Source organism: Pseudomonas fuscovaginae SE-1 (genome assembly GCF_000364705.1).
In the GTDB taxonomy this organism is placed as follows: domain Bacteria; phylum Pseudomonadota; class Gammaproteobacteria; order Pseudomonadales; family Pseudomonadaceae; genus Aquipseudomonas; species Aquipseudomonas fuscovaginae_A.
Genome location: NZ_AQOH01000122.1, coordinates 1 through 21,199 on the forward strand (window position 1 = coordinate 1; position 21,199 = coordinate 21,199).

Consider the following 21,199-nt stretch of genomic DNA (forward strand, 5'->3'; position numbering starts at 1 on the left):
GCGCGGCCTCGATTCCCTGGGCGCTGCTGGCCTGGCTGTTGCCGACCTGGCTGACCGCCTGGGCAGCCGGACGCAACGGTTTCCCGGCGGGACGACGCTCACCGCGTAACGCGGCCTGAGCCCCGCGATCAGATCAGGCGCTCGATCCGCTTGTACCGCCAGACCAACTGGTAATAGGCGGCCTGCAGCAGCAACATGCCGATATAAGCCGCCGGGAAGGCCATCCAGACACCCTCGAGCCCCAGGCGGGCATCGAGCAGGTAGGCCACCGGCAGCTCTATCCCGACAATGCAGAAAATGATGATCAGCACCGGCGCCGCCACCGTGCCACTGGCACGCATGATGCCACCGATCAACGCCTGGAAACCGAATATCAGCAAGCTCCAGAGCAGGATGTGCAACAGGTGCTCGGCAGTTGCCCGGGTCGCCGGATCGGTGATGAACAGGCCCAGCAGCCAGTGGGAAAGCCCGTATCCGAGGGCGATCAGCCCACCGGTCAGGCAGGTGTTGATCAGCATGCCGGTACGCAGGATCGGCCCGATCCGCTCCAGGCGCCCCGCCCCAATGGCCTGCGCACCGAGGATCGAGGCGGTGATGGCGATCGACAGCGCCGGAAACTGCACATAGTTGACGATCTGCGTCACCGCGCCATAAGCCGCCGTGGCCTGGGAGCCGTGCTGGTTGACCAGCGCCAGGATCACCAGTTCGGACACCGACAGCACGATCATCTGCAGGCCGGTCGGCAGACCGATACGCAGCACCTTGCCGAGGATCTCCCGGTCCAGGCGCATCGCCGCCAACATTTCGCGGTCCGGTGCCATGACGCTGCTCTTCTGGCGCAGACGCAGCCCCAGGAACGACATGGCGCAGGCCGTGCTCGCCAGGCCCGCCAGCGCAGCACTCTGGATCCCCATCTGCGGCAACCCCAGCCAACCACGGATCAGTGCCGGCGTCAGCACCAGACCGATGCCGGTGGACACCAGCAAGGCCAACAATGGCGACAGCGTATCGCTGATCCCGCGCAGCAACTGGGTGAACAGGATGAAAATCAGCAATAGTGGCATGGTCAGCATCATCACCCGCGCATAACCGACCGCGTCATCCAGCACATCGGCGGGCGTACCCAGCGCCTGCAGAGCCGGCCGGGTGAAAATGCTCCCCAGCAGCGCCGCCACCAGCCCGATCAGCACGCCCAGGGTCAGGGTCGCGCCCACGACAGCCTTGACCGCATGCAGCTCACGCGCGCCCCACGCCTGGCCGATCAATACCGAGGCACCGGCCCCCAGGCCGATGATCAGGGCAATGAAGAAGAACACCACCGGAAACATTCCGGAGACCGCCGCCAGGGCTTCGGTGCCCAGCATCTGACCGATATAGATACTGTTCAGCGTGCCGGAAAACGACTGCAGGAAGTTGGAAAGCACCATGGGTGCGAGGAAAACCAGATAGACCAGCCAGAGCGGGCGTTGCGGGCGTGACTGCATGTGGGGCTCGGATCTCGGATGACGTACATCGACGTAGGCGCCGACTCTATCTTATAGAAGATTTCGCGCGGCGTTTGCGTCACATGCCAACGATGGCACCTTGCCTGAGCAGGCCACGCCGTTCAATTGCATGCATAAAGCTAGGTAATTACCTACAAGATCTGAAGAACGACCTGACTATTCGTTCCTGCCAGTTTGAATCGACTATCGAATCTGGATCGCTATCGTCTATCGCAGGAGCAATGATGAACTTATCCCTGAGCCTATACGACGCGCTGACTGCGGTCAGCGCCCCACCCGAAAAAGCCAGGGCAGTGGCAGATGCCTGGGAGGCCGATGTGCAGAATCTTGCGTCAAAATCCGATCTGCGACAGACAGAGGAGCGCCTGCGGACATCGATCGCAGAACAGGTCAACGATCTGCGTGCAACGATGAGCGAGCAGATCAATGATCTGCGCAGCGCTCTCAAGGAACAGAACCACGAGTTGCGTGCACTGATCCTTGAACAGGGCGCCGAGCTGCGCTCGGAGATCAGGGAGCAAGGCAGCGAACTGCGCCTGTCGATCCAGCAGCAGGGCGCGGACCTCCGACTGTCGATGTCCGGGCTGCAATCGCAGATCAATGTGATGCGTTGGCAGATTGGTCTGATCATCGTCTGCGTCGCGATACCGCTGCTCAAGCTGGCGTTCGACCTGCTGACACGCTGAGCCGGCGAACCGGGGGGGGGGAATCGCGGAGTCCGGGCCCGACGGTTGAATCATCATTTCGATCGATCATGCCAATCGCGAAACGGAATTTCTTATTCGCGCCCGCTCCCGACAGGATGGGCCACCTTTCAACCTGTCGGACGCCTCACCATGAACCTGAACCTGGCCATCGCCTGCGCAATCGTCGTCTCTTTCGCCGTTGCGCTGATCCATACCTGAACACCTCTCAGGCTGTCTGCTCGATCAACCAACTGCGAAAGGCCGCCATCGCCGCTGTTTCGACACGCGACTGCAACCGCGTCAGCCAGTAGCTGCCCGTGACGATACCGATATCGAAAGGCTGCCGAATGTCACCGGCATCCAGTTGCCGGGAGAACATCATCGGCGGTGCCAGTGCCACCCCCGCCCCCTGCAGGGCCGCTTCCATCATCGCCAACGACGAGTCGAAAACCACACTGTTGGAGACCAGGCTGTTGGCTGGCAGGCCAGCACTCTGGAACCATTCCGGCCACTCATCGGTGCGATAGGAACGCAGCAAGGTCTGCTTCAGAACATCCGCCGGAGATTGCAGTTGCTCGGCGATCTGCGCCGTGCACAACACCGACAGCGGCGCCTCCAGCAAGCGCATGGCGTCAACGCCATGCCAGGCTCCCGTGCCGAAGCGAATGGCGAAATCGAGCCCTTCGGCCGCCACGTCCACCCGGTTGTTATTGGTGGAAAGACGCAGGTCGATGAACGGATGACGCTCGCGAAAATCCGCCAGCCTTGGCAACAGCCAGCCCACGGCGAACGTCCCCACGGCCCCCACTGTCAGCACCTCCCGGTAGTGCCCGCCGTCGAATCGTCCCAGGGCCAGGGCGATGCGGTCGAACGACTCGCACAACACCGGCAGCAGGCTTTCGCCTTCGGCCGTCAACATCAGGCCGCGAGGCAGGCGCTTGAACAGCGCAACCTTCAACTGCTCCTCCAGGCTCTTGACCTGGTGACTGACCGCCGCCTGCGTTACGCATAACTCGACCGCCGCCCGGGTAAAACTCAAATGCCGCGCCGAAGCCTCGAAAGCCCGCAGGGCATTGAGCGGCAAATGAGGCCGGACCATGCTTCACTCCTAATTTTTCTAATGGCTAATCCAAGATTTCATCGTTTGTTCAAGGGGTGGATCATCACCTAGATTGAGGACCGCACCGCAACCGCAGCTGAAGTCAGTCGATAATCGCGCCGGGTAGCCTGGATGTGAACGACAGCCCCGACGAGCAGCGGGACAGGATGCGGGAAAAATCAAAATCATGGAAATAGCCCGATCATGCCGAAAAAAAACCGAATTAATGGCACATTGCTCGTGAGCACCTTGTGCCTGCTCGCCAGCGCGAACAGCATTGCTGCCGAGACGGCAACAGACCCACTCAAGGCCGTGGTGGATGCCGCGATTCAACCGATCATGCAGGAACAGGCCATTCCCGGCATGGCCGTGGCGGTACTCGTCAACGGCAAGGCACATTACTTTAACTACGGTGTCAGCTCCAAGACCGATAAACAGCCTGTCACAGAAAACACCCTGTTCGAGATCGGCTCGGTCAGCAAGACCTTCAACGCCACACTCGCCGCCTACGCCGTGGCCCAGGGCAAGCTGTCGCTCTCGGAAAACACCAGCCACTACCTGCCCGAGCTGCGTGGCAGCGCGTTCGACAGGATCAGCGTGCTCAACCTCGGAACCTACACACCAGGTGGCCTGCCGCTGCAGTTCCCGGACGATGCCGACAGCACCGACAAGATGATCGGGTACTTCCAGCACTGGAAGCCGGTCTACCCGGTCGGCGAACGCCGCCAGTATTCCAACCCGAGTATCGGGCTGTTCGGCTACGTGGCCGCCAGAAGCCTGGGTGAACCCTTCGATGACCTGATGGAAAAGCACCTGCTGCCCAAGCTGGGGCTTCAGCACACCTACCTCAGGGTGCCCAAGGACCAGATGAGCCGCTATGCCCAGGGCTACACCAAGGATGACAAGCCCTCACGGGTCGGCCCTGGCGCGCTGGACTCCGAGGCCTATGGCATCAAGACCACCTCCAGCGACCTGCTGCACTACGTCCAGGTGAACATGCAGCCCCAGCAACTCGAGAAGCCTCTGCAACAGGCCATCACCTCGACCCATACCGGCTACTACCAGTTCGGCAATACCCTCCAGGGCCTGGGCTGGGAGTTCTACCCGTACCCGACCAAGCTCGACACCCTGCTCGAGGGCAACTCGTACAAGATGCTCGAACCACAGCAGCTCACCTGGTTCAAGGCGCCACGGTCGCCGCGCGCCGAGAGCTGGGTCAACAAGACCGGCGCCACCAACGGCTTTGGTGCCTACGTGGCCTACATTCCGGCGAAAAACATCGGCATCGTGCTGCTGGCCAACAAGAACTACCCCAACCCGGCCCGGGTCAAGGCCGCGTACGAGGTACTCGGTGCGGTAGAGAAACTGCAGTAGCAGTCAACGGCCTGACACACCTGCCGCCGGAAACGGCAGGTGCCCCGCCCCATGGGCAAAAGCCCCTGCCGTTGGTTATGATCGGAGGTCATGAACACCCTGCCTCCGCTCCGCCAGCCCTGTCCTCCCGGCGCCTGCAATTGCGAGCGGGAGCGACTGTTGGAAACGCCCGGTACGGATATCCGCATCCTGCGCCTGACGCGCCAGGAAGAAAAAATCCTGCTCGAACGCCTCGAAGACCTCAAGAGCCTGGCCGACCTCGACCGCCTGCGGCAGCGGATGTACGAACAACTGGGCATTCGCCTGACCATCGCCCCAGGCCCGAACGAAGTGCGGACCATGCGCGGTATCGGCATTCACATCGAAGAGCTGCCGGGCCTGTGTCGCAAGACCCGCCAGTCGATTCCGGCCGCGATCCGCCGCGGCCTGGAAAAACGTCCGGAAATCGCCTACGAGCTGCTCAACGCCCACGACCTGCTGGGTGGCCTGTGAGCCCAGCTCAGCGGCTGATCTGCCGACGCTTCAGAGTCTCGCTCGGCAGCTCGCGGAACAACGCCCGATAGCTGCTGGAAAAACGCCCCAGGTGCCAGAACGACCAGTGCATCGCCACTTCGGCGACGGTGTTCTGTGCCTTGCCATGCAGCAGTTCGTGACGTGCGCCATTGAGTCGGCGCAGGCGCAGCCATTGGCTCGGCGTCATCCCGGTGAACGCCTTGAAGGCATGCTGCAACTGATGCAGCGACACACCGGCGACCTGCGCAAGCTCCAGGAGGTTGAGGGTTTCCTCGGGGGCATCGGCGGCCCACTCGCCAATGCGCTTCATGATGCCGCGCTCCTCCCTGCGCCGTTGCAGCGAGCCATGGTCCAGGCAGGCGTTGTCGAGAAGGTACAGACAGTCCTCCAGCAACTGCTGGGTCAGCGCCTCCCGGCTCGGCGGGTCATTGGCCTCGCTCAGGCGGGTCAGGGTTGCACTCAGCCAGCGGCCGAACAGCGCGTTTTGCCGCGAGTTGAGCGGCGCCATGAACAGGCCGTCGAGACGGGCGATATCCAGGCCGTGGTGGCCGACGAACTCCGGGCCGAAGACCACGGCCACTTCCTGGTAGTTCTCCGGCGTGATCCAGATATTGCGGCTCTCGCCGTTGAGCACGTACAGCGCGTTGTCGCTGCGGTCGAAACAGAAGGCCAACGCGCCCGAAGGCGCACTGAAATTCTGCTCCACCCGGGTGTTCATGCACTCCTCGTAGATCTCCACGCCCTGCAGGTCCAGGTAACGAATCTGCCCGGCGAAATGTCCGGGCGACATCTGCTGGTAATGCTGGACCCAACCCGGTGTCACCCGGATCTGTTCGGTCACGTCGGCGGTCTTGAACGCCTGGACCCGCAAGGAATTCGGCTCTGTCATGGGAGACCATTGCGCACCTTTTTGGTGCATCTTGGAGTTGGAAAAGTGGATAGATGGAATCGCGCGGCTGCCAGCAAGATAGTCGCCAACGCGCCACAGGGGAAGCCTCCCGCCGTTTTCAGGCAAGTGGAAGGCCCAACCTGGCGTCGACGAAACCAACGACGAGGTCCTTATGAACGCCCCTTTCGATCAGCTGTCCTCCTGGCTGAAAGAACACAGGATTACCGAAGTGGAATGTGTGGTCAGCGACCTGACCGGCATCGCCCGCGGCAAGATCGCACCCACCAACAAGTTCCTGCATGAGCGAGGCATGCGCCTGCCGGAAAGTGTGCTGCTGCAAACGGTAACCGGGGACTTCGTCGAGGATGATATCTACTACGACCTGCTCGACCCCGCCGACATCGACATGATCTGCCGCCCCGACGCCTCGTCGATCTACCTGGTGCCGTGGGCCATCGAACCGACCGCGATCGTGATCCACGACACCTTCGACAAGCAGGGCAACCCGATCGAACTGTCGCCGCGCAACGTGCTCAAGAAGGTCCTGCAGCTCTATACCGACAAGGGCTGGCAGCCAATCGTCGCGCCGGAGATGGAGTTCTACCTGACCCAGCGTTGCGAAGACCCGGACCTGCCGCTCAAGGCCCCGCTGGGCCGATCGGGTCGTGCCGAAAGCGGCCGCCAGTCGTTCTCCATCGACGCCGCCAACGAATTCGACCCGCTGTTCGAAGACGTCTACGACTGGTGCGAAGCCCAGGGCCTGGACCTCGACACGCTGATCCACGAAGACGGCCCGGCGCAGATGGAGATCAACTTCCGTCACGGCGATGCCCTCGATCTGGCCGACCAGATCACCGTATTCAAGCGCACCCTGCGCGAGGCCGCGCTCAAGCACAACGTCACCGCAACCTTCATGGCCAAGCCGATCGCCGACGAACCCGGCAGCGCCATGCACCTGCACCAGAGCGTGGTCGACATCGCCACCGGCAAGCCGATCTTCGTCAATGCCGACGGCACCAAGAGCGAACTGTTCCTGCATCACATCGGTGGCCTGCAGAAGTACATTCCCAAGGTGTTGCCGATGTTCGCCCCCAACGTCAACTCGTTCCGCCGTTTCCTGCCGGACACCTCGGCGCCGGTCAACGTCGAATGGGGCGAGGAAAACCGCACCGTCGGCCTGCGCGTGCCGACCTCCAGCCCCGACGCCATGCGCGTGGAAAACCGCCTGCCCGGCGCCGACGCCAACCCGTACCTGGCGATCGCCGCCAGCCTGCTGTGCGGCTACCTGGGCATGGTCGAAGGGATCGAGCCCAACCCGCCGGTGGAAGGTCGCGCCTACGAGAGGCGCAACCTGCGCCTGCCGATCACCATCGAGGACGCCCTGGCCCATATGGAGGACTGCCCGACCCTCGACCGCTACCTGGGCAGCCAGTTCGTCCGTGGCTATGTGGCGGTCAAGCGCGCCGAACACGAAAACTTCAAGCGCGTGATCAGTTCCTGGGAGCGTGAGTTCCTGCTGCTCAGCGTCTGATCCCGACCCCTTTACCCCCGTTAAACACCCTTCAACGAGGTATCGACATGCGTCTATTGAAATCCGTGCTCCCCGTCACCCTGGCGCTGTTGTTCAGCGCCACGGCTCACGCCGAACCGACTGTCAGCGTCTACAACTGGACCGACTACATCGGCGAGACCACCCTCGCCGACTTCCAGGCCCAGAGCGGGATCAAGGTCATCTATGACGTGTTCGACTCCAACGAAACTCTGGAGGGCAAGCTGCTCGCCGGGCGCACCGGCTACGACGTGGTGGTGCCGTCCAACCACTTCCTCGGCCGCCAGGTGAAAGCCGGGGCGTTCCTCAAGCTCGACCGCTCGCAACTGCCGAACTGGAAGAACCTCGACCCGCAACTGCTCAAGCTGCTGGAAAAGAACGACCCGGGCAACGCGCACTCGGTGCCCTACCTGTGGGGCACCAACGGGATCGGCTACAACGTCGACAAGGTCAAGCAGGTGCTGGGCATCGACCACATCGACTCGTGGGCAGTGCTGTTCGAGCCGGAGAACCTGAAGAAACTCAGCCAGTGCGGTGTCTCGTTCATGGACTCGCCGGACGAAACCTTCCCGGCGATCCTCAACTACATGGGCCTGGACCCGCGCAGCTCCAAGCCCGACGACTACAAGAAGGCCGAAGCCAAGCTGCTGACCTTGCGGCCACACATCACCTACTTCCACTCGTCCAAGTACATCTCGGACCTGGCCAATGGTGACATCTGCGTCGCCTTCGGCTACTCCGGCGACGTGTTCCAGGCGGCCAACCGGGCCAAGGAAGCGAAGAACGGCATCAACATCGCCTATTCGATTCCCAAGGAGGGCAGCAACCTGTGGTTCGACCTGCTGGCGATCCCGGCCGACGCGGGCAACGTCAAGGAGGCCCATGCCTTCATCAACTACCTGCTCGACCCGCAGGTGATCGCCAAGGTCAGCGCCTCGGTCGGCTACGCCAACGCCAACCCGGCCGCACAGCAATACATGGACCCCGCCCTGGTGCACAACCCCGAGGTCTACCCACCGCAGGAAGTGCTCGACAAACTGTACATTTCGACCACGCCGACACCGGAAATCATGCGCCTGATGACCCGTTCCTGGAGCAAGGTGAAGACCAACAAATGATCCAGGCCAGCACGACGGAACACGCCCGTTCCTACTACGCGGCCACGGCCCGCTCGATGCCGGCCCGTCCCCGGCTCGAGTCGGACCTGGAGGCCGACGTCTGCGTGATCGGCGGCGGTTTCACCGGCGTCAATACAGCCATCGAGCTGGCCCAGCGCGGCCTCTCGGTGATCCTGCTCGAAGGCCGACGCATCGGCTGGGGCGCCAGTGGACGCAATGGCGGCCAGTTGATCCGTGGTATCGGTCATGATGTCAGCGGCTTCGCCCGCCATCTCGGTGAAGACGGCGTGCGTTACCTGGAGCGCGCCGGGATCGACTCGGTCGCGCTGGTCGGCGAAAGGATTCGCGCGCATGCCATCGACTGCGACCTGCGCTGGGGCTTCTGCGAATTGGCCAATACCCCGGCGCAGTTCACCGCGTTCCGAGCTGAACAGGAACACCTGGCGCAACTGGGCTACCCGCATGAAACCCGGATCGTCGAGCCACGGGACATGCGCGAGGTGGTGGCCTCCACGGCCTATGCCGGTGGCCTGGTCGACATGGGCTCCGGCCATCTGCACCCACTCAACCTGGTGCTGGGCGAAGCGCGGGTGGCCGAATCGCTGGGAGTGCGGATCTTCGAACAGAGCCCGGTGCTCGAACTGGTCCATGGCGACAGCGTGAAGGTACGTTGCGCCCACGGCACGGTGCGCGCCGACAACCTGGTACTGGCCTGCAATGCCCATCTGGACGACCTGGAACCGCGCCTCGGCGGCAAGGTGCTGCCGGCTGGCAGCTACATCATCGCCACCGAGCCATTGAGCGCAGCGCTGGCCGCCGAACTGATCCCGCAGAACCTGGCGCTATGCGACCAGAAAGTCGGCCTGGACTACTACCGGCTCTCGGCCGACCGCCGCCTGCTGTTCGGCGGTGCCTGCCACTATTCCGGACGGGACCCGGCGGACATCGGCGCCTACATGCGGCCGAAGATGCTCAAGGTGTTCCCACAACTGGCGAATGCAGGCCTGGATTTCCAGTGGGGCGGCAAGATCGGCATCACCGCCAACCGCTTCCCCCAGGTCGGCCGCCTGCGCCAGCAGCCGAACGTGTTCTATGCTCAGGGCTATTCCGGCCACGGCGTCAACGTCACGCACTGGACCGCCCGCCTGCTGGCCGAGGCGATCCATGCCGGCCAGAGCCAGGGCCTGGACATCTTCAGCGCGGTACCGCACATGACCTTCCCCGGCGGCAAGGCCCTGCGCTCGCCACTGCTCGCGCTGGGCATGCTCTGGCACCGGATGCGCGAAGTACTGGGCTGAGCATCACGCCCAGGGTTGCAGTTGCCAGCCATCGACACTCGCCTGCAAGCGCTCGGTCAGCTTGAGCTGATCGAGAAACCGCTGGTCATGGGACACCACCAGCAGCGTGCCCTGGAACTGCAGCAACATGTTCTCCAGGGCCTGGAGCGACACCAGATCCAGGTGATTGCTCGGTTCATCCAGCAGCAGTACCTGCGGCGGCTCGTCCGCATGGAGCACACAGGCCAGCGCCCCCTTGAGCCGCTCGCCACCGCTGAGCAGGCCGCTGGGTTGCAGGACGCACTCGGAGCCCAGGCCCAATTGCGCCAGGCGGGTGCGCAACGTACCCTCGCTCGCCTGCCGGTTCGCCACTCGCAACAGTTCCAGGATCGAACGCTGCGGATCGATGCCGGACGACTCCTGGTCGAGATAGGCCAGCGTACCCTTCACTGCAAAATCACCGCCCACGGGCGCGAGCTGGCCGGCCAGCACCTTGAGCAGGGTGGATTTGCCACTGCCATTGCGTCCCACCACACCGACTCGCTGCTGCCCATGCAGTACCAGGCTGAGCGACCCTGGCACGCGGGGCAGGCGCAGTTCGTCGAGAACCAGCACCCGCCGTCGCGCCACCTGCGAACTGACCGGTGCCTGCAACACGACCGCCACCTCCTGCTCCACCGCGCGGGCCGCTTCACGCACCTGTTGCGCCAAGCCTTCGCGGACTGCCGCATGCTGTGCCTGCTGCTTGCCGCGGGTCTGCTCACTGATGCCCTTGCGTCGCCCCAGCAGGATCGGCGCCTGGTTGGCCTGCCCGGCCTGGCGCTCGGCACGGGCCTGACGCTGTTCCTGGCGCTCCTGTTGCCGTCGTATCACCTGCTCGGCACGCTTGCGTTCGAGCCGGGCATGTTCCAGCTGGCGCAGGGCCTCGTCGCGTTCAACGGCCTTCTGTTGCGCATAGAACGCGTAGCCACCGCCATAACCGCGCAATCCCAGGCTGGACAGCTCGACGATCCGGCTCATCTGCTCGAGCAGTTCCCGGTCGTGACTGACGACGATCAGGCCACGCGGCCACCGACGCAACTGCTCCATCAGGAACTGCCGCGCCGGCCGGTCGAGGTGGTTGCTGGGCTCATCGAGAATCAGCATTTGCGCGTCGGACAGACAGGCTCCGGCCAGGGCCACGCGCATCGCTTCGCCGCCACTCAGGCTGGCGGCAGGACGGCTGATATCCAGTCCCTTCAGCGCATGCCGTTCCAGTTCAACCTGTAGCTGCTGGCGAATATCCCAACGCTCACCGATCAGATCGTAGTCGACCGGGTCGAGACCACCGCCCTCGATACGTTCCAGGGCCGCGAGCAATCCCTGCACGCCGAGCAGTGTGGCAATCGAAGCGTGCGGATCGATCCGCTGGGCCAGGTAATGCACCTTGCCGCCACGTCGACAGTGGCCCTCGGACGGCGACAACTGCCCGGCCAGGATGCGCGCGAGCACGCTCTTGCCGACGCCATTGCGCCCGACGATCGCCGTGGGTTGTCCATCGAAGCGGGCATCGAGCCCGGAAAAAAGCACCCGGCCATCGGCCAGCACATAGGAAACGCTTTCCAGCGTCAGGTATGAATTCGTCATGCGAACTCCAATCAATGCCATGGACTCCACCCTGTGACAGGGGGTACGGAGACTGGCCGTCAGAACCGACGGCGGCATCAATGGCGCATTGGACGAATACCTCGAAAGAAGAGCACAGGCCGTCAGTATCGCCGTGACTGACGCCCTCTGGCAACCCGGAGCGCGTTTAGTGGGAGCCGGCTTGCTGGCGATAGCGGTGCGGCAGACGCCACTGATCTGATTGAATGGCCGTCTTTGGCGGATAGCCAGCAAGCCGGCTCCCACTGAACGCGCTATGAATGAAAAGATTTCTCATTTATATTTGCGCCTGCGCCGCCTCGTCCCAGGTCCATCATGCCGTTCGACCCAGCCAAGCCCTCCCTGCTCAGCACTCTGGTGCGTCACTATGACGAACTGGTCGACCACGTGCGTCGGCGCTTCGGTGATCGCGGCTTTGCTCGCGAAGTGGTCCACGATGTCTGCGTGCAATTGCTGGAAAAGCGCGAGCCGCGGGAAGTGCGCACGCCACTGGCGCTGCTGCGCAAGATTTCCCACGATCAGGCCGTCGACCGCTATCGTAGCGAGCGGCGGCGCCAGGCCTGGATCGTCGAACAACCCGAACACTTCGATGCCGTCAGCGACGCCCCTTCGCCCGCCCGCCAATACGAGGGCGAACGCGAACTGGAGCGCCTGGTCCAAGCCATCGAGCAATTGCCGGCGCGCTGCCGGATGGTCTTCGTCATGCACAAGATCCACCAGTTGCCGCAGGCGGAAGTCGCGGCACGCCTGGGCATCTCCCTGAAGACCGTGGAAAAGCACCTGAAACTCGGCCTAGCCGCTTGCCGCGCCCATCTCGACCTGTCGGAACGTGCTTCATGAGCGCCCTGCCCCCCTCCTCCCGTGAAGAAGAAGCCCTGGCGCGGCATCGTGAGGAACTGCGCAAGCGCTTCCCACTCCCAGAGCCCAAACCCCGTACCCCGCGCAAGGCTCTGGGGGGCGCGGCGCTGGCCGTGCTGCTGGCTGGCGGGCTGGCCTGGTTGGATCCGGCCTATCACCGCGAGTCCTACGCCAGTGCCGTCGGCGAGCGCCGGGTGTTGCAGTTGGCCGACGGCAGCCGCATGACGCTGGACAGCAACAGCCGCGCGAACATCGAGTGGCACCTGCGCTCGCGTCAGGTCGAACTGCTGGCCGGCCAGGCGCTGTTCGATGTCTCGAAAACCGTGCTCCGGCCGTTCCAGGTAGATGCCGGCACGACCCACGTCCGTGTACTGGGTACCCTGTTCAGCGTCGACCGACTCGACCCGGCCGTGCGCGTGACCCTGGTGCGCGGCAAGGTTGACGTGGCCACCGCTGACGGCCAGCACCTGCAACTGCTGCCCGGCCAGCGCGTGGACACGCGTGCGGGGCAAGCCCTGCAACCGATCGCCGTGGATGCCGAGGCGGCCATCGCCTGGAAGGACAATCGGCTGGTCTTCGATCGCACACCCCTCGCCGAGGCCCTGAAACAGATCCAACGCTACCGCGCGGCACCGATCCGCCTCGACGCCCCGGAACTGGCCACCCTGCCGATCACCGGCGTGTTCGACAGCTCCAGGGTCGAAGGCCTGCTCGCGCTGTTGCCGAGCATTCTGCCGCTGAGCTTGAACAGCGACAGCGACGGCACCTTGCACATCAGGCACAAGGCCGCGAAAAAATAATCGCTTCGACAGGTAGGGTTTCTCCCAGCGGCCGACGGCAGGTAGTCAAAACATCCTACTTTCCGAGGATCACCGCCCCATGAAGCCGCTCCTGCGCAGCGCTCGTCTGCCCCTGTCACTGCTGGCCAGCAGCCTGCTGTTCGCCCTCTCCGCCCATGCCCAGGACAAGGTCGAACTCGATCTGCCCGGCTCACGCCTGGACCAGGCACTCAATGCCCTGGCGCGCCAGTCCTCGGTGCAGATCCTGTTCGCCAGCGATATCGCCCAGGGCCGCACCACGCAACCGCTCAAGGGCAGCTTCACGCCACAGCAGGCCCTGGAGCGGCTGCTGGACAACAGCGGCCTGCAGCCGCAGGTCAAGGACGAGCGGACCTTCGTCATCGTGCCGGCGGGCACGCCGCGGGCGGCCGCCGGGAAGCCGACGGAAACCGCCTACATCGCGCCCATGGTGATCAAGGGCGATGTGCTGGGCAGTGCCAGCGACCCTGAAGTGCTGACCTACGCCGGCAGCCGCACGGTGGTCGGTTCGGACAACCTGAACAAGGCCAGTGTACGCGGGGTCGACGACGCCCTGCAGCGGGTTCCCGGCGTGAAGATCTTCGATGAGACCGGCACCGGCGCCCTGCCGCAGATCGCCGTGCGCGGTCTGTACGAGAGTCGCAGCGGACGCTTGCAAGCTCTTTCCGACGGCGTTCCACTGGCCCTGGCGCCCTATGGCCAGACCGGCCTGTCGCTGTTCCCGGTGACCATGGCCACGGTCGACCGGATCGACATCGTGCGCGGCGGCGCCGCCGTGCAGTACGGCCCGAACAACGTGGGCGGGGTGATCAACTTCATCAGCAAGCCGATTCCCCGCGAATGGGAAAACACCCTGCAGGAGCGCACCACCTTCAATGCCGGCGGCCGTCGACTGTGGGACACCTACTTCGGCACCGGCGGCTACCTGACCGACAACTTCGGCCTGCAACTGGACCTCAACACGATCTCCGGCGAAGCCGGCCGCCAGCACTCCGACACCGATATCCAGAACTACCGCCTGCGCGGCCAGTGGAACATCGACGACGACCGCGAGCTGAGCTTCGGTGTGCAGCACTACGAGGCCGACATGGACCTGGCCGGCGCCCTCAGCGTCAAGGATTACCGTGACGATCCACGCCAGTCGACAAGGCCCCTGGACCACTTCGACGGCAACACCGACCGTGTCTGGGGCACCTACACCCAGCGCCTCGGCGCCATCGGCCCATTCGATTCGGTGGAGTTCAGTTGGACCCACTTCGCCCACGACAGCTATCGCAACTTCATCGTCGGCCTGCCCTTCACCCCGGACGGCATCGCCGCCACACGACAGGATGGCCCGCGCAACTTCAAGGTCTGGGGCACCGAGCCGCGCCTGAGCATGAGCATCGACGGCGATGACGTCAGCCAGACCTGGCTGGTCGGTGCCCGCTACGTCAACGAAGACATCGACTACAAGGTCAACCGCCAGAGCGTCGCCACTGGCCGGACCACGCCGTTCCGCGACTGGCAGTTCAATGACGAGGCCAAGGCGTTCTACCTGAGCAACGCCATCGGCCTGTTCAACAACCGCCTGACCATCACCCCCGGCGTGCGTTATGAAGACGCCCAGATGGACTACAAGGACGGTCTTTCCAGTCTCGGGCACGACAACGAGTCCAAGGAGTGGCTGCCCGGCCTGACCGTCGGCTGGCAGGCCAGCGACGACTGGTACATCTACGCCAACGCGCAGAAATCGCTGAGACCACCGCAAGTGACGCAGATCGTCAAGGAAGGCGATGTCGGCGCCGAACTGGCCTGGAACTACGAGACCGGCGTGCGCTATACCCCCTGGCAGGGGCTGCGGGTCGATTTCGGCGTGTACCGCATCGACTTCGACGACCAGATCGTCTATGACGCCACCAGCGACCGCTACGTCAACCTCGGCAGCACCCGGCACCAGGGGATCGAAAGCGAGATCTTCTGGACCCCGGGCGCCCTGCCCGACCTCGACCTGCACGCCAGCCATGCCTACCTCGATGCCAGGCAGCGCAACGGCAACTTCAAGGGCAACGAGGTGCCGTTCTCGTCACGCAACCAGTTCAGCGTCGATGGCCGCTACCACTTCGCCGAGCGCTGGACCTACAGCCTCGACGGCCTCTACGTAAGCAGCGCCTACACCGACGCCGCCAACTCCGGCGCCGAGGATGCCACCGCCTCCGTGGGTCGGCTGCCATCCTACTGGGTCTGGAACACCGCCATCGAACGCCAGTTCCCACTGCACGACAAGACGGTGCTGACGGCCTCGGCAGGCATCAGCAACCTGTTCAACCGCGAGTATTACTTCCGCGGCATCGACACCAGCCCATGGGGTCGCCAGCCGGCGCCGGAGCGCTCGCTGACCCTGGGGCTGAACTATCGGTTCTAGCGCCTACAGCCACCAACGCAGGAGAAAGAAGAACGCCATGCTCAGCAACATGCTGAGCAGGGTGTTGCGGGTATAGAGCACCAGGCCGATCGCGACCAGCGAGCTGATCAGGTAGGGGTTATCCAGGTGCAGGTTCAGTTGCCGTTCCGGCAGGAACACGATCGGCCCGCAGATCGCCGTCAGCATGCCCGGCACGGCAAAACCGAGAAACTGCCGGGCATTGCTGCTCAGCCGCAACGGCAGCCGTGGTTCGAGGAAAACGTAACGGTTGAGGAACACCAGCAGCCCCATACCGAAGATCACTGCCCAGACCATCATTCACGCCCCCGATACAGCTTGTTGCAGACAAATCCCGCCGTCATCCCCGCCAGCCCCGACAACACCAGCGCCGAGCCCCACTGCCAGTAGCTGAACAGCACCGAGCAGAACAGCGACACGGCCACGCAGACCACCGTCGGCACGTTGCGCACCACCGGCGTGATCAGAGCGATGAACGTCGCGGCAATCGAGAAATCCAGCCCCAGGTGCTCCAGGCCGGGAATGCTGCTGCCCAGAACGATCCCAGCCAGGGTGAACAGGTTCCAGGCAATGTAGAACGTCAGCCCCACGCCCAGCGCATACCAGCGGTCGAATTGCTGTCGGTCATGCTGGCTGGTCAGGGCGAACAGCTCGTCGGTCAGCAGGAACCCTAGCCCCAGGCGCCAGCGTCCCGGCAATGGCGAGATCACCGAACGCATGCTCATGCCATACAGCAGGTGCTGCGAAGTCAGCAGCGCGGTGGTCAGCAGGATCGAGAAGATCCCCGCCCCGCCCTTGAGCATGCCGATGGCCACCAGTTGCGCGGCGCCGGCAAACACGATGCTGGACAAACCCTGGCCTTGCAGGGGGGTCAGGTTGGCCTCGATGGCCATGGAGCCGGCCAGCAGCCCCCAGGGTGCGGTCGCCAGCGATAACGGCATGATGGCCAGGGCACCACGCAGGAACGCGGTGCGGGGCAAGGACTGTTCGGACATAACGCTCGGGCTTCAGGAAATGGCCGCCGACTGTGGCAGGCCATTTGCGCGCTGTCTTGAACAATCTTGCAACCTGAGCGGCACCAGCCGGCACCGCCCAGGGTTCGAGTCATTCTCAGCGGATCGGTGGCAGGCGCACCTTGCCGTCGCGGCACTGGGTTTTCACCCCCTTGCCGCAGGACTCGAAGCCCAGGTCCTTGTTCAGGCACACCCGCACTTCCGACAGTTGCGGGCCGCTGCAGCCCACGGCGATCCCATCGGCCGGCAGGCCCGGATTGCCCTTCTGGAACAGTTGGACGATTTGCGTTGCAGAGTACTCCCGGACGCTGGTCGACGGCTGCAGTTCATCGGGAATGTGCACCTTGCCCAGGGCCCGGTCGGTGGTATCCAGGTAGCGGTCGGCCCCCAGGCCGCTGCAGGTGCCGTGCTTGCTCCACTCATGTTCGAGCAGCTTGGCCGTCGGGAACAGCGTACCGCCCTGCTGGCGCTGCGCGGCCGTCAGGGGGGTCAACGGCGCACAGAACTGCGGCCAGCCGCCCTTGGCATACTGCGGCCAGAGCCCGTGCAGCACGAAACCGTAGCCCTTGCCCTTGCATTGCTCGTTACCGGCATGGGTCAGGCAGAAGGTCGGCGACCATGACAGGCTCAGCAGGTAGTAGTCGAACTCACCCGCCTGGCCCTTCTGCCTGTTCTTGCCCGATGAAGACGGCTGGTCCGCCTGTGCGCCGCCGATCGAAAACATCAACACGGCCAATCCCACGGAAATCCACTTCATATTCATTCCCTGCTCCTGGTTGATTTAGACATCGATCCCCGATGTCAATGATGGCTATCGCCAAATCCCGTTAAATAAATTGTTAAGAAACCTTACAAAACAGTAACATTTGATACGATTATCCATCGCCCGAGCTTCTATGATGGCAGGCATCGCTTGACCTGCCAGTCCTGGTGATTCGGGCAGACCGTCACCCCGGACGGTTGCGCACCCCCAGAGGGTGCTTTCCTGGGTCCCAACGCGCCATCCGGCGCCCGCCACACCTGACGCAATCGCTCTGAGGGAGCCCCGGTTCATGAGTATCCGCAACATCCGCAAGAAAATCGTCTCGCTGCTCTGGACGCTCGGCGTGCTCCTGGTCATCTACTGCTTCCCGAAAACCGTGTTCGGCTTCCTGGCGCTGGTGGTGATCTGCGGTATCTACGATTTCCTGCGCAATGGTATCTATACCGCCGAGCTGGCGAAGAAATATTTCATCGGCAACGGCCGCAACACCTGGGTGCTGTCGCCGTTCAACACCCTGTTCGACCTGGTGAGCCGGCGCAACCGCGGCGTCTACCGCATGCAGGACCTGCCCGAAGACTGCCAGCGCGAGCTGCAGCAGGTCATCGACCGGGCCATGGACCACAAGGACGAGATCATCCAGTACCTCGACGGCCGCATGGCCCAGAACAAGCGCGGCATGCTGTTCTTCCAGTGGTACGGACGCAAGATCGACACCGAGCTGGACATCCGCGAACTGCAGCAGAAATTCCCCTACGTGAAGACCGTCGGCGTCTCGGTGTTCAACGCCAACCAGTCGACCTCGTTCCACTTCGGCCCGTTGCGCATGATGTTCCGCGTGCTCTACAACATGGCCCCGGCCCCGCATCATGACGGCGTTTACATCCAGTGCCGCAAGGACAAGCACTTCTGGCATGACGACCCGCTGTTCATCTTCGACGACACCCTGCTGCATGCCTCGTTCAACAAGAACGACACCAAGCGCTACTGCCTGTTCATCGACATCGTGCGACCGTCCCGTACGCCGTTCATCCTGCGCGGCGTGATCGCCGGTTTTGCCGGTGCCGTGTTCGCCCTGCGCCGGGTCTTCTACAAGAACTGGAAGCTGATCCAGTAAACCATCCCCGCCCTGGGCGCCGTGCATCCACTCGCCCAGGGCTGGCCCACCCGACCGCCTCAGTTCCCCCGCCCGCCGGCAAACGACCACTCGTCCGCAGCCGTGGTGGTGATCACCACCATCACATCCTCCGGGTCCAGCCCCAGCGCGGCCTGCAGACGCGCCACCAGGGTTCGGTAGAATGCCTGCTTCACCGCCGTCTCCCGGGGTCGCCCGGCCGTGATCGCGATCAACACATAGTCCTGGCTGCGCGGCCCTCCCAGGTAATGCCGATCAAAGATCAGTTCGCCCACCTCATGTTGCTCAATGACCTGGAAACGATCGGTGGCCGGCACCTCGAAGCTTTCCACCAGCGCTTCATGCAGGCTCTGGGAAAGCCTCTCCAGGTACTCGGGCGATTTGCCCCGATGCAATGAAATACGGGCGAAAGGCATGACGGACAGCTCCTGGAATCGGGTTGACGCCGGCACGTTAGCAAGCGACGATCATTCCGAATATCAGATTAATCAGAACCCATGATCCCAATTAAGTGGACGCTCAAGCCATGCGTCATCCCACCTTCGACCTCGATGTCCTGCGTACCTTTGTCACTGGCGTACAACTCAACAGCTTCGCCAAGGCTGCCGAACGACTGGGGCGCTCGACCTCGGCCGTCAGTGCCCAGTTGAAGAAACTCGAAGAACAGGTCGGCAGCGCGGTGCTCGCCAAGTCGGGTCGCGGGCTGGTGCTGACACCGCTGGGCGAGACACTGATGAGCCAGGCCCGGCGCCTGCTGGAACTCAACGACGAGATCTTCGACAGCCTGCATGAAGCCCAGGTCGAAGGCTGTGTCCGCCTGGGACTGCAGGAGGACTTCGGCGAACACCTGCTCAGCGACATTCTGCGCCGCTTCGCCAAGATCCACCCGCGAGTCAGCCTGGAGGTCCGCATCGGTCGCAACGTCGAGTTGCTGGGATTGATCGAACGCGGCCAGTTGGACCTGGCCCTGGCCTGGGAAACCGCGCTCGACACGCCCTATTCCAGCCGGATCGGTGCGACGCCGATGCAATGGATCGGCCCCGGGGATCAGCCCTTCGCCCGAGAGGATGCGCCGCTGCCCCTGGTGGTGTTCGATGCCCCCTGCGTGTTGCGCAGTGCGGCCACCGAAGCACTGGATCAGGCACGGATACCCTGGCGGGTGGCGCTGACCAGCCCGAGTGTCGGCGGCATCTGGGCCGCCGTGACAGCGGGATTGGGCATCACCCTGCGCACCCGCATCGGTCTGCCCGATCACCTGACGGTGCTGCCCGGACTGCCCGACGTGCCAGACCTGGGTTATGTGCTGCATCGCGCCGTGGCCGAACCGGTCGGAGCGGTCCGGCAACTGGCCTCGCTGATCCGGGCGAGCCTGGAGGGCCAGGCCTTTCACGGCCCATGACCCGTCCTGGCGGGCAGCCCGGAAGATAACAGGACCATCGTGACACCTAGGATTGACAAACCCGGCCCCCCGCTATTGAAACTGGACGCCTGAATCAGGGCGCAAACCAACATGTCCGCAACGCCCGACACTTTCGCTATCGCCGTTGGCTTGAATGCCAAGGCTGTCGCGTGCGTCGCGTTCGCCCCTGAATCGAAGAAACAGTCGCTCATGGGACCGGGGCGCGCTGTCCCGTCAGATGAGCTGACAGGACATTGAGCGCGACGGACACCCTCCCTCCTCCCAACTTCCTTCTACGCTGCTGAAGGTGACGAAACGGTCAACCATCAGGAGAAAGTGCATGCCATCGTTTCAAGGTATCCGGGTTCCCATCGTCACACCGTTCATCAACCAGGCGATCGACTTCGTGGTCCATGAAAACAACGTCGCCATCAACGACTGCGGCGGCAACCACGGCCTGCTCGAACGCCTGCCGGGGCCCTGGCAGCACTCAAGCGGGTCTCGCGCTGGACGCCGCAGCGCTCCCCGGGCAGGATTCGCGGATCAGTCACCCTTCAGGGAAGTCGAGATGTTCTACCGGATCGCCGCCGATACCGTGGTGTCGTTTCACCTGCTGTTCATCCTGTTCGTGCTGTTTGGCGGGCTGATGGTACTGCGCTGGCGCTGGCTGATCTGGCTGCTCAACCTCGCCGTCTACCTGCGCATCTTGCGCTCCCGACGCCCACGAACAGCGCTCTGGAGCGCCGGCAGCTACGCCTGCGACGAAACGGCGCTATCGCCGCCTGCGGATTGACCGGTTGCAAGAACCACCATATAGTGTGCCCACACCAAATAAAAACACTATATGATGTGCCACCCTTCTCCTCCGGCACTATCATCCCCCTGGGTCACCAGGGTTTGCCGATTGCCTGCTTGTACTGTGAGTCCTGTTGAACGGGAGTTGCAAACACGTGTCTACCTGCCAGCTCGAAAGGCAGTGAACCAGGCCTACAAACAACCCTATTTACAAGGAATATCCGATGCTCAGCTGGGACGAATTCGACAAGGAAGACGGTGAAGCGGCCGCCAAGAGCGCCGTGATCGGCCAAACCGCCGAAGCCACCCTCGATCGCCTGGACAGCGCCGGCGGTGCCGCCGCCC

At 63.5% G+C, this 21,199-nt stretch carries 20 protein-coding genes; 12 read left to right on the top strand and 8 right to left on the bottom strand.

Annotated elements, in window-relative coordinates:
- Positions 1-128 precede the first annotated feature (128 nt).
- Entirely contained in the window at positions 129-1,484 is a 1,356-nt protein-coding gene (locus K675_RS0112730) for an MATE family efflux transporter (protein WP_017903901.1), read from the bottom strand.
- 245 nt (positions 1,485-1,729) lie between these two features.
- Between K675_RS0112730 and K675_RS0112735 the strand changes: the two genes are divergently transcribed.
- The gene (locus tag K675_RS0112735; RefSeq protein WP_017903902.1) at positions 1,730-2,191 is read left to right on the top strand and encodes a DUF1640 domain-containing protein; all 462 of its coding nucleotides are present in this window, start codon (positions 1,730-1,732) and stop codon (positions 2,189-2,191) included.
- A gap of 226 nt (positions 2,192-2,417) precedes the next feature.
- Here K675_RS0112735 and K675_RS0112740 read toward each other — a convergent pair whose 3' ends face one another.
- Complete coding sequence (locus tag K675_RS0112740) at positions 2,418-3,290, bottom strand: LysR family transcriptional regulator (RefSeq protein ID WP_017903903.1); 873 nt, start codon at positions 3,288-3,290, stop codon at positions 2,418-2,420.
- 204 nt (positions 3,291-3,494) lie between these two features.
- Here K675_RS0112740 and ampC point away from each other — a divergent pair, with 204 nt between their 5' ends.
- Together ampC and K675_RS0112750 are read left to right on the top strand one after the other, a co-directional pair.
- A complete protein-coding gene (gene ampC, locus K675_RS0112745; RefSeq protein WP_080635339.1) occupies positions 3,495-4,664 on the top strand; it encodes a class C beta-lactamase in 1,170 nt (389 codons plus the stop codon).
- Between the two features lie 90 nt (positions 4,665-4,754).
- Positions 4,755-5,156, top strand: a complete 402-nt coding sequence (locus K675_RS0112750) for a hypothetical protein (RefSeq protein WP_026145138.1) — start codon at positions 4,755-4,757, stop codon at positions 5,154-5,156.
- 7 nt (positions 5,157-5,163) lie between these two features.
- On the opposite strand, the gene K675_RS0112755 is transcribed toward K675_RS0112750, so the two are convergent.
- Positions 5,164-6,066, bottom strand: coding sequence for a helix-turn-helix domain-containing protein (locus K675_RS0112755; protein ID WP_026145139.1), 903 nt, complete (start codon positions 6,064-6,066; stop codon positions 5,164-5,166).
- 172 nt (positions 6,067-6,238) lie between these two features.
- Between K675_RS0112755 and K675_RS0112760 the strand changes: the two genes are divergently transcribed.
- The 3 genes from K675_RS0112760 to K675_RS0112770 are packed head-to-tail and all read left to right on the top strand — an operon-like array spanning position 6,239 to position 10,031.
- On the top strand, positions 6,239-7,597 hold the full coding sequence (locus K675_RS0112760) for a glutamine synthetase family protein (RefSeq protein ID WP_017903907.1): 1,359 nt from the start codon (positions 6,239-6,241) through the stop codon (positions 7,595-7,597).
- A gap of 47 nt (positions 7,598-7,644) precedes the next feature.
- Positions 7,645-8,733, top strand: a complete 1,089-nt coding sequence (locus K675_RS0112765) for a polyamine ABC transporter substrate-binding protein (protein WP_017903908.1) — start codon at positions 7,645-7,647, stop codon at positions 8,731-8,733.
- Positions 8,730-10,031, top strand: coding sequence for an NAD(P)/FAD-dependent oxidoreductase (locus K675_RS0112770; RefSeq protein WP_017903909.1), 1,302 nt, complete (start codon positions 8,730-8,732; stop codon positions 10,029-10,031). Before K675_RS0112765 ends, K675_RS0112770 begins: the two co-directional genes overlap by 4 nt.
- A 3-nt stretch (positions 10,032-10,034) precedes the next feature.
- Here the strand turns inward: K675_RS0112770 and K675_RS0112775 are convergent, their stop codons facing one another.
- Positions 10,035-11,636, bottom strand: a complete 1,602-nt coding sequence (locus tag K675_RS0112775) for an ABC-F family ATP-binding cassette domain-containing protein (protein ID WP_017903910.1) — start codon at positions 11,634-11,636, stop codon at positions 10,035-10,037.
- A gap of 333 nt (positions 11,637-11,969) precedes the next feature.
- Here K675_RS0112775 and K675_RS0112780 point away from each other — a divergent pair, with 333 nt between their 5' ends.
- From K675_RS0112780 to K675_RS0112790, 3 genes are all read left to right on the top strand, one after another.
- Positions 11,970-12,494, top strand: coding sequence for an RNA polymerase sigma factor (locus K675_RS0112780; RefSeq protein ID WP_017903911.1), 525 nt, complete (start codon positions 11,970-11,972; stop codon positions 12,492-12,494).
- On the top strand, positions 12,491-13,312 hold the full coding sequence (locus K675_RS0112785; protein WP_017903912.1) for a FecR family protein: 822 nt from the start codon (positions 12,491-12,493) through the stop codon (positions 13,310-13,312). Before K675_RS0112780 ends, K675_RS0112785 begins: the two co-directional genes overlap by 4 nt.
- 79 nt (positions 13,313-13,391) lie before the next feature.
- The gene (locus tag K675_RS0112790) at positions 13,392-15,734 is read left to right on the top strand and encodes a TonB-dependent siderophore receptor (protein WP_017903913.1); all 2,343 of its coding nucleotides are present in this window, start codon (positions 13,392-13,394) and stop codon (positions 15,732-15,734) included.
- Positions 15,735-15,737: 3 nt separating this feature from the next.
- Here K675_RS0112790 and K675_RS0112795 read toward each other — a convergent pair whose 3' ends face one another.
- The 3 genes from K675_RS0112795 to K675_RS0112805 form a co-directional block, all read right to left on the bottom strand.
- Positions 15,738-16,049, bottom strand: a complete 312-nt coding sequence (locus K675_RS0112795; protein WP_186680283.1) for an AzlD domain-containing protein — start codon at positions 16,047-16,049, stop codon at positions 15,738-15,740.
- Positions 16,049-16,747 carry an AzlC family ABC transporter permease gene (locus K675_RS0112800; RefSeq protein ID WP_017903915.1) on the bottom strand — a complete coding sequence of 233 codons (699 nt, stop codon included), beginning with the start codon at positions 16,745-16,747 and terminating at the stop codon, positions 16,049-16,051. The genes K675_RS0112795 and K675_RS0112800 overlap by 1 nt, the downstream gene beginning before the upstream one ends.
- Before the next feature lie 115 nt (positions 16,748-16,862).
- Positions 16,863-17,522 (bottom strand): ribonuclease T2 family protein, encoded by a 660-nt coding sequence (locus K675_RS0112805; RefSeq protein ID WP_026145140.1) that lies wholly within the window; start codon positions 17,520-17,522, stop codon positions 16,863-16,865.
- A gap of 295 nt (positions 17,523-17,817) precedes the next feature.
- Here K675_RS0112805 and K675_RS0112810 point away from each other — a divergent pair, with 295 nt between their 5' ends.
- Positions 17,818-18,642, top strand: a complete 825-nt coding sequence (locus K675_RS0112810) for an aspartyl/asparaginyl beta-hydroxylase domain-containing protein (RefSeq protein ID WP_017903917.1) — start codon at positions 17,818-17,820, stop codon at positions 18,640-18,642.
- Between the two features lie 59 nt (positions 18,643-18,701).
- On the opposite strand, the gene K675_RS0112815 is transcribed toward K675_RS0112810, so the two are convergent.
- Positions 18,702-19,076, bottom strand: coding sequence for a tautomerase family protein (locus K675_RS0112815; RefSeq protein WP_017903918.1), 375 nt, complete (start codon positions 19,074-19,076; stop codon positions 18,702-18,704).
- Positions 19,077-19,186: 110 nt separating this feature from the next.
- Here K675_RS0112815 and K675_RS0112820 point away from each other — a divergent pair, with 110 nt between their 5' ends.
- Positions 19,187-20,059, top strand: a complete 873-nt coding sequence (locus tag K675_RS0112820) for a LysR substrate-binding domain-containing protein (RefSeq protein WP_017903919.1) — start codon at positions 19,187-19,189, stop codon at positions 20,057-20,059.
- A 568-nt stretch (positions 20,060-20,627) separates the two neighbouring features.
- Complete coding sequence (locus tag K675_RS34160; RefSeq protein ID WP_080635340.1) at positions 20,628-20,852, top strand: DUF2784 family protein; 225 nt, start codon at positions 20,628-20,630, stop codon at positions 20,850-20,852.
- Positions 20,853-21,199 lie beyond the last annotated feature (347 nt).